Source organism: Burkholderia pyrrocinia (assembly GCF_018417535.1).
GTDB classification, from domain to species: domain Bacteria; phylum Pseudomonadota; class Gammaproteobacteria; order Burkholderiales; family Burkholderiaceae; genus Burkholderia; species Burkholderia pyrrocinia_E.
Window position 1 is genome coordinate 3,770,737 of the sequence record NZ_CP070977.1, and the last position, 12,404, is coordinate 3,783,140.

At 67.3% G+C, this 12,404-nt stretch carries 8 protein-coding genes; 5 read left to right on the top strand and 3 right to left on the bottom strand.

All coding sequences use genetic code 11. The features are described 5' to 3' along the window. Positions 1–6 precede the first annotated feature (6 nt). Entirely contained in the window at positions 7–3,207 is a 3,201-nt protein-coding gene (gene bpeB, locus JYG32_RS17525) for an efflux RND transporter permease BpeB (RefSeq protein WP_174383995.1), read from the top strand. Continuing rightward, positions 3,207–4,730, top strand: a complete 1,524-nt coding sequence (locus tag JYG32_RS17530) for an efflux transporter outer membrane subunit (RefSeq protein WP_174383996.1) — start codon at positions 3,207–3,209, stop codon at positions 4,728–4,730. The genes bpeB and JYG32_RS17530 overlap by 1 nt, the downstream gene beginning before the upstream one ends. Before the next feature lie 354 nt (positions 4,731–5,084). On the opposite strand, the gene JYG32_RS17535 is transcribed toward JYG32_RS17530, so the two are convergent. Beyond that, positions 5,085–6,461, bottom strand: coding sequence for a nucleobase:cation symporter-2 family protein (locus JYG32_RS17535; protein ID WP_174383997.1), 1,377 nt, complete (start codon positions 6,459–6,461; stop codon positions 5,085–5,087). Between the two features lie 449 nt (positions 6,462–6,910). On the opposite strand from JYG32_RS17535, the gene JYG32_RS17540 reads away from it, so the two are divergent. From JYG32_RS17540 to fghA, 3 genes are all read left to right on the top strand, one after another. After that, a complete protein-coding gene (locus tag JYG32_RS17540) occupies positions 6,911–8,377 on the top strand; it encodes a xylulokinase (RefSeq protein ID WP_213264216.1) in 1,467 nt (488 codons plus the stop codon). A gap of 243 nt (positions 8,378–8,620) precedes the next feature. Continuing rightward, positions 8,621–9,727 (top strand): S-(hydroxymethyl)glutathione dehydrogenase/class III alcohol dehydrogenase, encoded by a 1,107-nt coding sequence (locus tag JYG32_RS17545; RefSeq protein ID WP_034178897.1) that lies wholly within the window; start codon positions 8,621–8,623, stop codon positions 9,725–9,727. A 16-nt stretch (positions 9,728–9,743) separates the two neighbouring features. Continuing rightward, complete coding sequence (gene fghA, locus JYG32_RS17550) at positions 9,744–10,592, top strand: S-formylglutathione hydrolase (protein WP_213264217.1); 849 nt, start codon at positions 9,744–9,746, stop codon at positions 10,590–10,592. Positions 10,593–10,734: 142 nt separating this feature from the next. On the opposite strand, the gene JYG32_RS17555 is transcribed toward fghA, so the two are convergent. Then, positions 10,735–11,517 (bottom strand): metal ABC transporter permease, encoded by a 783-nt coding sequence (locus JYG32_RS17555; protein ID WP_213264218.1) that lies wholly within the window; start codon positions 11,515–11,517, stop codon positions 10,735–10,737. Next, entirely contained in the window at positions 11,510–12,400 is an 891-nt protein-coding gene (locus JYG32_RS17560) for an ABC transporter ATP-binding protein (RefSeq protein WP_213264219.1), read from the bottom strand. Before JYG32_RS17560 ends, JYG32_RS17555 begins: the two co-directional genes overlap by 8 nt. Positions 12,401–12,404 lie beyond the last annotated feature (4 nt).

The window sequence follows — 12,404 nt, forward strand, 5'->3', positions numbered from 1 at the left end:
TGTTTCATGGCAAAGTTTTTTATCGATCGCCCGATCTTCGCGTGGGTGATCGCCATCATCCTGATGCTGGCCGGGGTTGCGGCGATCTTCACGCTGCCGATCTCGCAGTATCCGACGATCGCGCCGCCATCGATCCAGATCACCGCGAACTACCCGGGCGCTTCCGCGAAGACGGTGGAAGACACGGTGACGCAGGTGATCGAGCAGCAGATGAGCGGTCTCGACAACTTCCTGTACATGTCGTCGACGAGTGACGACTCGGGCAACGCAACGATCACGCTGACGTTCGCGCCGGGCACCAACGCCGACATCGCGCAGGTTCAGGTCCAGAACAAGCTGTCGCTCGCGACGCCGGTTCTGCCGCAGGTCGTGCAGCAGCTCGGCCTGTCGGTGACGAAGTCGAGCAGCAGCTTCCTGCTGGTGCTCGCCTTCAACTCCGAAGACGGCAGCATGAACAAGTACGACCTCGCGAACTTCGTGGCGTCGCACGTGAAGGATCCGATCAGCCGGTTGAACGGCGTCGGTACCGTCACGCTGTTCGGCTCGCAGTACGCGATGCGGATCTGGCTCGACCCGAACCGCCTGACGAACTACGGCCTCACGCCGGTCGACGTGAGTTCCGCGATCACCGCGCAGAACGTGCAGATCGCGGGCGGCCAGATCGGCGGCACGCCGGCGAAGCCGGGCACGATGCTGCAGGCGACGATCACCGAATCGACGCTGCTGCAGACGCCCGAGCAGTTCGGCAACATCCTGCTGAAGGTCAACCAGGACGGCTCGCAGGTGCGCCTGAAGGACGTCGCGCAGATCGGCCTCGGCGGTGAAAACTACAACTTCGACACGAAGTACAACGGTCAGCCGACCGCGGCACTCGGTATCCAGCTCGCGACCAACGCAAACGCGCTCGCGACCGCGAAGGCCGTGCGCGCGAAGATCGACGAGCTGGCACCGTTCTTCCCGCACGGCCTCGTCGTGAAGTATCCGTACGACACGACGCCGTTCGTGAAGCTGTCGATCGAGGAAGTGGTCAAAACGCTGCTCGAAGGTATCGTGCTGGTGTTCCTCGTGATGTATCTGTTCCTGCAGAACCTGCGGGCGACGATCATCCCGACGATCGCGGTGCCGGTCGTGCTGCTCGGCACGTTCGCGATCATGTCGCTGGTGGGCTTCTCGATCAACACGCTGTCGATGTTCGGCCTCGTGCTCGCGATCGGCCTGCTGGTCGACGATGCGATCGTGGTGGTGGAGAACGTCGAGCGCGTGATGGCGGAAGAGGGCCTGTCACCGAAGGAGGCAACCCGCAAGGCGATGGGCCAGATCACCGGCGCACTCGTCGGCGTGGCGCTCGTGCTGTCGGCGGTGTTCGTGCCGGTCGCGTTCTCCGGCGGGTCGGTCGGCGCGATCTATCGCCAGTTCTCGCTGACGATCGTGTCGGCGATGGTGCTGTCGGTGCTCGTCGCGTTGATTCTGACGCCGGCACTGTGCGCGACGATCCTGAAGCCGATCCCGCAAGGGCATCACGAAGAGAAGAAGGGCTTCTTCGGCTGGTTCAACCGCACGTTCAACAACAGCCGCGACAAGTACCACGTCGGCGTGCACCACGTGATCAAGCGTTCGGGCCGCTGGCTCATCATCTACCTGGTCGTGATCGTCGCGGTCGGCCTGCTGTTCGTGCGCCTGCCGAAGTCGTTCCTGCCCGATGAAGACCAGGGCCTGATGTTCGTGATCGTGCAGACGCCGTCGGGTTCGACGCAGGAAACGACCGCGAAGACGCTCGCGAACATTTCCGACTACCTGCTGAAGGACGAGAAGGAAATCGTCGAATCGGCGTTCACGGTCAACGGCTTCAGCTTCGCGGGTCGCGGCCAGAACTCCGGTCTCGTGTTCGTGCGCCTGAAGGACTACTCGCAGCGTCAGCATGCGAACCAGAAGGTACAGGCACTGATCGGCCGGATGTTCGGGCGCTACGCGGGCTACAAGGACGCGATCGTGATCCCGTTCAACCCGCCGTCGATTCCTGAACTCGGTACGGCCGCCGGCTTCGACTTCGAGCTGACGGACAACGCCGGTCTCGGCCACGACGCGCTGATGGCCGCGCGTAACCAGTTGCTCGGGATGGCCGCGAAGGATCCGACGCTGCAGGGCGTGCGCCCGAACGGCCTGAACGACACGCCGCAGTACAAGGTCGACATCGACCGCGAGAAGGCGAATGCGCTCGGCGTGACGGCGGATGCGATCGACCAGACGTTCTCGATCGCATGGGCGTCGAAGTACGTGAACAACTTCCTCGACACCGACGGCCGGATCAAGAAGGTCTATGTGCAGGCCGACGCGCCGTTCCGGATGACGCCGGACGACATGAACATCTGGTACGTGCGCAACGGGTCGGGCGGGATGGTGCCGTTCAGCGCGTTCGCGACCGGTCACTGGACGTACGGTTCGCCGAAGCTCGAGCGCTATAACGGTGTCTCGGCGATGGAAATCCAGGGTCAGGCGGCACCGGGCAAGTCGACCGGTCAGGCGATGACCGCGATGGAAGGGCTCGCGAAGAAGCTGCCGGTCGGTATCGGCTATTCGTGGACCGGCCTGTCGTTCCAGGAAATCCAGTCCGGTTCGCAGGCGCCGATCCTGTACGCGATCTCGATCCTCGTCGTGTTCCTGTGTCTCGCGGCGCTGTATGAAAGCTGGTCGATCCCGTTCTCGGTGATCATGGTCGTGCCGCTCGGCGTGATCGGTGCACTGCTCGCGGCGACGATGCGCGGCCTCGAGAACGACGTGTTCTTCCAGGTCGGCCTGCTGACCACCGTGGGCTTGTCCGCGAAGAACGCGATCCTGATCGTCGAGTTTGCGCGCGAGCTGCAGGAGTCGGAGAAGATGGGGCCGATCGAGGCCGCGCTGGAAGCGGCGCGCCTGCGGCTGCGTCCGATCCTGATGACGTCGCTCGCGTTCATTCTCGGCGTGATGCCGCTCGCGATCAGCAACGGCGCGGGTTCGGCGAGCCAGCACGCGATCGGTACGGGCGTGATCGGCGGGATGATCACGGCAACGTTCCTCGCGATCTTCATGATCCCGATGTTCTTCGTGAAGATTCGCGCGATCTTCAGCGGCGAGAAGGAAGATGTCGACGAGGCGCTGCGTCTTGCGCAGGATCACATGCACGAGGCGGAGAAGGGCGGCCACGGCGACGACGAGAAGAAGGGGCAGTGATGATGCAAAAACACGCTTTGACTGCAATCGCGGTCGCGCTCTTTGCCACGGGCTGCACGATGGCGCCGCATTACAAGCGGCCCGACGCACCCGTCGCACAGGCGTACCCGGCCGGCGGCGTCTATGCGACGCAGCCGGGCGCTGCCGGCGCGCGCAGCGCGAACGGCCAGGCGGCGACCGCCATCGGCTGGCGCGAATTCTTCGTCGATCCGCGCCTGCAGCGGCTGATCGAGATCGCGCTGAAGAACAACCGCGACCTGCGCGTGTCGGTGCTGAACATCGAGGCGGCGCGCGCGCAGTACCAGATCACGCGCGCGGGCCTGTTCCCGACGCTCGATGCCACGGGTACGGGCAGCATCCAGCGTTTCCCGGCCGGCGTGTCGACGACGCAGGCGCCGTTGATCACGCGCAGCTACAACGTCGGGCTTTCCGCGTCCTGGGAGCTCGACCTGTTCGGCCGCGTGCAGAGCCTGAAGGACCAGGCGCTCGCGCAGTACCTGTCGACCGCGTACGCGCGGCAGGCGCAGGAAATCTCGCTGGTGTCGCAGGTGGCTGACCAGTACCTGACGCTGCTGTCGACCGACGACCTGCTGCAGGTCACGGAGAACACGCTGAAGACCGCGCAGGCGTCGTACGACCTGACGAAGCTGCAGTTCGACAACGGCACGGGCTCCGAGCTCGAGCTGCGTCAGGCGCAGACGGTCGTCGAGACGGCGCTCGCGAACCAGCAGGCGCAGGCGCGTGCGCGTGCACAGGCGCTGAACGCGCTGGTGCTGCTGATCGGCGAGCCGCTGCCGGACGACCTGCCGCCGGGCATGCCGCTCGACGCGCAGAACCTGCTGACGGACGTACCGGCCGGGTTGCCGTCGGACCTGCTGACGCGTCGTCCGGACGTGATGCAGGCCGAGGAGACGCTGCTGGCCGCGAACGCGAACATCGGCGCGGCACGCGCGGCGTTCTTCCCGAAGATCTCGCTGACGGCGGCGTTCGGCACCGCGAGCCCGACGCTCGGCGGCCTGTTCAAGGCCGGTACGGCGGCGTGGTCGTTTGCGCCGAGTATTGCGCTGCCGATCTTCGAGGGCGGTTCGAACATCGCCAATCTCGATCTCGCGCACGTGCAGAAGCGCATCGAGATCGCGAACTACGAGAAGGCGATCCAGTCGGCATTCCGCGAAGTGTCGGACGGGCTGGCCGCACGCGGCACGTACGACCAGCAGATCGCCGCGCTCGAGCGCAACGAGCACGCGCAGCAGCGCCGCTTCGACCTGTCGGACCTGCGTTACAAGAACGGCGTCGACAGCTACCTGTCGGTGCTGACCGCGCAGACGGACCTGTACACGGCGCAGCAGACGCTGATCAATGCGCGTCTGGCACGCTGGACGAACCTCGTCACGCTGTACCGCGCACTGGGCGGCGGCTGGGTTCAGCGGGCCGGCGAGACGCCGCGCGCGCCGGATGCGCCGGTCGACTACGACAAGGCGGCCGCCCCGGCGCCCGCGTCGGCAGCGGCAACGAACGGGTAAGCGAAGCAGGGCGGGGGCGGGCGACCGCTCCTGTCCGTCGATCCGGCGGTATGCGGAAACGACGACGCCACGGACGAAAGTCCGTGGCGTCGTCGTTTTGTGATGTCGAATCGCGTGGAGTGGGGGCCGCTGGCGTGACGCTGGCTGCAGCGGACTTCGGTTACGCCGGTCATTCCGGTTACGCCGACCCGTGCGGCCAATCGGCATCCCGCGCCGCCACTGCCTGCGACCAGCGTTCCCGATCCGTGAGCGATCGCCTGAGCCGCGCGTCGTCCGACGCCCGCCAAGCAAAACGCCACGGCATGCCGTGGCGTTTTCCGTTACCGCGTTGCGCCGTCGTCCGGCGCGGGGCGATCAGTGGTGCACGTCGGCGGGACGCCCGTCGAAGTCGTGTCCGGCGCGGCGGATGTCGCAGCGCGCATCCTTTTCGCCTTTCACGCCGTTGAACACGATGTTCAGGATCACCGACGTTACCGAGGCCAGCAGGATGCCGCTGTGCAGGATCGGTGCGAGCGCGGGCGGCAGCTTCGAGAAGAAGTGCGGCGACACGACCGGCACGAGGCCCATGCCGACGCTCACGGCGACGATGAACAGGTTGTGGCTGTTGTTCACGAAGTCGACCTTCGACAGCACCTTGATGCCGTTCGCGGCCACCATCCCGAACATCACGATGCCTGCGCCGCCGAGCACGAACGGCGGCACCGACGCGACGACCTGCGCCATCTTCGGGAACAGGCCGAGCATCACGAGGATCACGCCGCCCGTCGCGCACACGAACCGGCTCTTCACGCCCGTCACGCCGATCAGTCCGACGTTCTGCGAGAACGACGTATGCGGGAACGAGTTGAAGATGCCGCCGATCAGCGTGCCGAGGCCGTCGACGCGCAGGCCGCGCACGAGGCGCTCCTGGTTGACCGGACGATCGACCATGTCGCCGACCGCGAGGAACATGCCGGTCGATTCGATGAACGTGACGAACATCACCGTGACCATCGTTGCGATCGACAGCGGGTCGAAGTGCGGCCAGCCGAAGTGGAACGGCATCACGAAGCCGACCCACGGCGCGAGCGACACGCCTTCCGTGTTCACGCGGCCGATCGCGAACGCGATCGCGAAGCCGGCGACGATGCCGAGCAGCACCGAGATGTTCGCGATGAAGCCGCGGCCGAACTTGTTGATCAGCAGGATCAGCGTGAGCACGAGCAGCGACAGGCCGAGATAGACGGGGCTGCCGTATTCGGGGTTGCCGACGCCGCCGGCGGCCCAGTTGATGCCGACCTCCATCAGCGACAGCCCGATCACTGCAATCACGGTGCCGACCACCACCGGCGGGAAGAACCGCAACAGCTTGCCGATCATCGGCGCCAGCACGATGCCGATGATGCCGGCCGCGATGGTCGAGCCGAAGATGTCGAGAATGCCGAGGCCGGGGTTCGTGCCGATCGCGATCATCGGGCCGACTGCCGCGAACGTGCAGCCCATGATGACGGGCAGGCGGATCCCGAAGATCCACAGGCCCAGCGTCTGGATCAGCGTCGCGATGCCGCACGAAAACAGATCGGCGCTGATCAGGAACGCGATCTGGTCTTTAGGCAGCTTGAGCGCGCCGCCAACGATAAGCGGCACGGCGACAGCGCCGGCGTACATGACGAGGACGTGTTGCAGGCCAAGCGTTACCAGCTTGCCGGTCGGCAGCACCTCATCGCACGGATGGACCGTGTTCGATTGCATCTGTCTCACTCCATGATCTTGTTTTCGGGGTGATACGAAGTTATTCGGAATGAATCCACGCAACAAGAGCGCTGGGTACTATTCCGTTCTTTGCTGGTTCGATATGCCAATCCGGCATGGAGCAGGGTGTCGATCATCGGGAAACTGCCGCAGGAGTGAGGTTCCCCGGTTTTATAGCCCTTCAAAATAGCGCCGGCCCCCGTGTCAAATATCGGCCGGTTTATGGTGTGTATCGCGGTGCCCGCATAGTGGCAAAAAAGGGTGTGGAAAAATCGTGCCGGGTTAACCCGCGAACGGCCGCTTTTGCGCGCAAGGTGCAGCCCGGTGGAACCCGGCCGCCGACCGACGCTTCCCTGCATCGCATGGCGCTGCACCGACCGCAAAAGCCGGGGCGCACATCGCGATCCCGTTATCATCGGCATCCGTCCCTACGAATTCATCCTCCCGTCATGCGCCTGCTCGGAATCGACCTCGGCACCGGCTCCGTCAAACTCGTCACGCTCGATGCCGACGGCGTCGAGCGCGCGGTCGCGAGCGAACCCTATGCGTTGTCGTCGCCGCAGCCCGGCTGGGCCGAGATCGCGCCCGACGCGTGGTGGCAGGCGCTTATGCGCGCGGCCGCGCGGCTGCCGGCCGGCGAGCGCGCGCAGGTCGCGGCGATCGGCTTCTCGGGCCAGATGCATGGCGTCGTGCTGATCGATGCGGCCGGGCAGCCGGTGCGGCCCGCGCTGCTGTGGCCCGATACGCGCGCGGTGCGCGAAGCGGACGCGGCCGGCTGGCCCGTCGCGGGAGCGCCCGCCGCCGGATTGCCCGTCGCACCGAATCCCGTCGCGCCGGGCATGGCGGGCCCGCTGTTGCGCTGGCTGGCCGCGCACGAACCCGATGCGCTGCGCGCCGCGCGCTGGGCCGTGCAGCCGAAGGACTGGTTGCGCATCGCGCTCGGCGGCGACGTCGCGGCCGATCCGAGCGATGCGTGCGCGACTGCGCTCGCGACGCCCGACGGCGCATGGGATACGGCATTGATCGACGCACTTGGCCTGCCGGCCGACCGGTTCGCGCCGGTCCATGCGTCGACCGCGCGCTGCGGCGTGCTCGGCGCGCACGCGGCCGCGGCGCTCGGGCTGCCGGCCGGCGTGCCGCTGGCGACGGGCGCGGCCGACACCGCATGCGCGGCGCTCGGCAGCGGGCTCGCCGCGGCCGGCGACGCGCTGCTGACGACGGGCAGCGGCGGCCAGATCGTCGTGCTCGCGGATGCGCTGCCGCCCGCGCGGCGCGGGCTGCATCGCTATCGCGCGGCGGCCGTCGGCGGCTATTACACGATGGCCGCGATGCAGAACGTCGGGCTCGCGCTCGAAGCCGTGCGCGGCTGGCTCGGCTATGCGCGATGGGCGGATGCGTATGACGATGCGTTCGCGCAGCCGGCAGCCGAGCGGTTGTGTTTCCTGCCCTACCTGACCGGCGAGCGTTCGCCGTGGATGAACCCCGATGCGCGCGGCGGCTGGCTCGGCCTCGGGCTCGGCGACACGCGCGGCGCGATGATGCGCGCCGCGTTCGAAGGCGTCGCGTTCGCGTTGCGCGCGGGGCTCGATGCGATCCGCGATACGGATCGTCGCGACCCGGTGACGATGCTGCGTCTCGCGGGCGGCGGCTCGGTCGATCCGCGCTGGCGCCAGTTGCTCGCCGATGCGCTCGGCGCGTCGCTGCATGCGATCGACTGCCCGAACGCCGCGACGCGCGGCGCGGCGCTGCTCGCGGGCGTCGCGATCGGGCACTGGCGCGAAGACGCGTTGCACGCGCTTGCACCGGCCGCGTCGCCGGTCGCCGCGCCGCGCGACGACCGCCTGCTGGCCGCGCGCCACGCACGCTTCGTCGATCTGTATGCGCGCACGGATGCATGGTTCACGACGGGCGTTTAAACTCGGACACTTGTTCTTTTGCGTCAGCGATGACGCATCGTGGCAAGCCGGCGACCGATTCCCGCACGCGATGCGCGGCGGGACCGGCCATCATGGCGAGCACGAGATGCTGTTGCCGTGTCGCGTGCGAGGTCGCGCGGCATGGTTTCGACAGATTTGAATGGGGCCCGGTGCGAAGCATGGGACCGGAAAGCGCTGCAGCGCCACCCCGGGGCAACCTAATAGACAGACAGGAGTGACAGGATGAAAACGAAAGCCGCGATTGCATGGAAGGCGGGCGCACCGCTGACGATCGAGGAAGTCGATCTCGAAGGGCCGCGCGCAGGCGAAGTGCTGATCGAAGTGAAGGCGACGGGCATCTGCCACACCGACTACTACACGCTGTCGGGTGCCGATCCGGAAGGGATCTTCCCGGCGATCCTCGGCCATGAAGGCGCGGGCGTGGTGGTCGACGTCGGCCCCGGCGTCGGCACCGTGAGGAAGGGCGATCACGTGATTCCGCTCTACACGCCCGAATGCCGCGAGTGCAAGTTCTGCCTGTCGCGCAAGACCAACCTGTGCCAGAAGATCCGCGCAACGCAGGGCAAGGGCCTGATGCCCGACGCGACGTCGCGCTTCTCGCTCGACGGCAAGCCGCTGTTCCATTACATGGGTACGTCGACGTTCTCGAACTACATCGTCGTGCCGGAGATCGCGGTCGCGAAGGTGCGCGAGGACGCGCCGTTCGACAAGATCTGCTACATCGGCTGCGGCGTGACGACCGGCGTCGGCGCGGTCGTCTACTCGGCGAAGGTCGAGGCCGGTGCGAACGTCGTCGTATTCGGCCTCGGCGGGATCGGCCTGAACGTGATCCAGGGCGCGAAGATGGTCGGCGCGGACAAGATCATCGGCGTCGACATCAACCCGAAGCGCGTCGAGCTCGCGAAGAAGTTCGGGATGACGCACTTCATCAACCCGAACGAAGTCGAGAACGTCGTCGACCACATCGTGCAGCTGACCGACGGCGGCGCCGATTACTCGTTCGAATGCGTCGGCAACGTGAAGCTGATGCGCCAGGCGCTCGAGTGCACGCACAAGGGCTGGGGCCAGTCGTTCATCATCGGCGTTGCCGCGGCCGGCGAGGAAATCAGCACGCGCCCGTTCCAGTTGGTCACGGGGCGCGAGTGGAAGGGTTCGGCGTTCGGCGGCGCGCGCGGCCGCACCGACGTGCCGAAGATCGTCGACTGGTACATGGAAGGCAAGATCAACATCGACGACCTGATCACGCACACGCTGCCGCTCGAGCGGATCAACGAAGGCTTCGACCTGATGAAGCAGGGCGAATCGATCCGCTCGGTCGTGCTGTACTGACCGGGAGCGTACCGTCATGCTCGAACTCGTTTCTTCGCATGCATGCCACGGCGGCGAGCAGCGCTTCTACCGTCACGATTCGGCGGCGATCGGCCTGCCGATGAAGTTCTCGGTGTACCTGCCGCCGCAGGCTGCGCACGGCCGCGTGCCGGCGCTGTTCTACCTCGCGGGGCTGACCTGCACCGACGAGACGTTCGCGATCAAGGCCGGCGCGCAGCAATACGCGGCGCAGCACGGCATCGCGCTCGTGATGCCCGATACGAGCCCGCGCGGCGCGGGCGTGCCGGGCGAGACCGATGGGTGGGACTTCGGCGTCGGCGCGGGCTTCTACGTCGATGCGACCGAAGCGCCGTGGGCCACGCACTACCGGATGGAGTCGTACGTGACGGGCGAGCTGCGCGAACGCGTCGCGGCCGAGCTGCCGATCGACGGCGCGCGGCTCGGGATCTTCGGGCACTCGATGGGCGGGCACGGCGCGCTGACGCTCGCGCTGCGCCATCCCGGCCTGTACCGGTCGGTGTCGGCGTTCGCGCCGATCGCCGCACCGACGCGCTGCCCGTGGGGCGAGAGGGCGTTCTCGGGTTACCTCGGCGACGATCGCGACGCGTGGAAGGCGCACGACGCGAGCGAACTCGTCGCGCGCGCCGATGCGCCGAAGTTCGCGGACGGCATCCTGGTCGACCAGGGCCTCGCCGATCAATTCCTCGCGAACCAGTTGAACCCCGACGTGTTCGAAGCCGCGTGCGCGAAGGCCGGCCAGCCGCTGACGCTGCGCCGCCATCCGGGCTACGACCACGGGTACTACTTCATCTCGACGTTCATCGCCGATCACATCGCCCATCACGCGCACGTGCTCGCACGATGAGCGGGAAGGAAGGCCGATAACGCACGCATCGCTGCACGCGATGGCGGACGCATGAAAAAACGCCGGCGCTGCCCTCGGGCACGCCGGCGTTTTCATTTTCGTCGGGCGGCGATCCGTCGGGCGGCGATCCGTCGATCGGCGATCAGTGGCGCTGCAACAGGCTCGCGCCGTACACGAGCGCCGACAGCGCGGTGATCCAGAAGCTCGTCGGCCAGTCGGTGTGATACGCGAGCACGATACCGGCCCACGCCTCGAACAGCGCGAACAGCGCGGCGAGCAGCACGCCCGTCGACAGCCGCGTCGACACGTTCTGCGCGGCCGCGGCCGGCCCGACCAGCAACGTGAACACGAGCAGCACGCCGACGATCTGCGTCGCGGCGGCCACCGCGAGCGCGCACACCGCGAGGAACAGCATCGACACCGTGCGCAGCGACACGCCCTTGGCTTCGGCCAGTTCGGGCTGCAGCGACGCGAACAGCAGCGGCCGCGCGATCAGCGCGAGCGCGACGAGGCTCACCGCGCCGATGCCCGCCAGCACCGCGAGCGTGTCGTGGCTGACCGCGAGCACGTTGCCGAACAGCAGCGCGGTGACCTGCGTCGCGAACGACGTATAGAAATGCAGGAACAGCAGGCCGAAGCCGAGCGCGCCCGACAGGATCACGCCGATCGCGACGTCGCGGCCCGCGAGCCGTTCGCCGAGCGCGCCCATCCCGATCCCGGCCGCGAGCGTGAAGCCGACCATCCCCCAGATCGGCGAGATGCCGAGCAGTACCGCGCCCGTCGCGCCGGTGAAGCCGACGTGCGACAGCGCATGGCCGGCGAAGGTCTGCCCGCGCAGCACCAGGAAGTAGCCGACGATGCCCGCGAGCACCGCGACGATGCCCGACGCCGCGAAGGCGTTGATCATGAAGTCGTATTCAAACATCGTGCGAATGCCCGGGATGAGCGTGTCCGTGGTGGTGATGGCCGTGTCCGCCGCCGCCGCCGTGCGAGTGGCCGTCGTCGTCCTCGTGTTCGTGGTCGTGCTTCTCGATCTCGACGTCGCCCGACATCACGAAGATCTTGCCGTTCACGCGCATCACGTCGATCGGCGACCCGTAGAGCCGCGACAGCACGGGCTTCGTGATCACCTCGTCGACGGTGCCGAGCGCCGCGACGCCGTTGCCGAGATACAGCACGCGGTCGAGCGCGTTCAGCAGCGGATTCAGTTCGTGCGCGGAGAACAGCACGGTGATGCCGAGCTCGCGCTGCACGTTGCGCACGAGTTCGACCACGCCGCGCTGGTGGTTCGGATCGAGGCTGATCAGCGGCTCGTCGAGCAGCAGCAGCTTCGGGTTGCCGAGCAGGCATTGCGCGAGCAGCAGGCGTTGCCGCTCGCCGCCCGACAGTTCCGACAGCGGCCGGCGCGCGAGCGCCGGGCCGCCGACGAGGTCGAGCACGCGGTCGACCTCGCGGCGCGTCGCCGCGTTCGTGTGCGGCAACCCCCAGCGGTGGCCGTCGGCGGCCATCGCGACGAAGTCGTAGCCGCGCATCCGGCGGTTCGCGAGGCCGCTCCTGATCTGCGGCATGTAGCCGATCGACGCGTTGCCGCGCACGACCGGCACGCCGCCGACGGACAGCGTGCCGGCCGAGACGGGGACGAGGCCGAGCACCGCGCGCATCAGCGTCGTCTTGCCCGCGCCGTTCGGCCCGAGCACGCCGACGAATTCGCCGGGTTCGATCGAGAAGCTGACGTCGCGCAGGATCGTGCGTCCGCCCAGTTCGAGCGTGACGCGATCGACTGCGAGTGCGTGGGGAGTGGCGGTCATTTCG

Coding starts and splice junctions, on each gene's coding strand:
- JYG32_RS17540 (WP_213264216.1), top strand. CDS start 6,911: ATGCGCCTGCTCGGAATCGACCTCGGCACCGGCTCCGTCAAACTCGTC.
- JYG32_RS17530 (WP_174383996.1), top strand. CDS start 3,207: ATGATGCAAAAACACGCTTTGACTGCAATCGCGGTCGCGCTCTTTGCC.
- fghA (WP_213264217.1), top strand. CDS start 9,744: ATGCTCGAACTCGTTTCTTCGCATGCATGCCACGGCGGCGAGCAGCGC.
- JYG32_RS17545 (WP_034178897.1), top strand. CDS start 8,621: ATGAAAACGAAAGCCGCGATTGCATGGAAGGCGGGCGCACCGCTGACG.
- JYG32_RS17535 (WP_174383997.1), bottom strand. CDS start 6,461: ATGCAATCGAACACGGTCCATCCGTGCGATGAGGTGCTGCCGACCGGC.
- bpeB (WP_174383995.1), top strand. CDS start 7: ATGGCAAAGTTTTTTATCGATCGCCCGATCTTCGCGTGGGTGATCGCC.
- JYG32_RS17560 (WP_213264219.1), bottom strand. CDS start 12,400: ATGACCGCCACTCCCCACGCACTCGCAGTCGATCGCGTCACGCTCGAA.
- JYG32_RS17555 (WP_213264218.1), bottom strand. CDS start 11,517: ATGTTTGAATACGACTTCATGATCAACGCCTTCGCGGCGTCGGGCATC.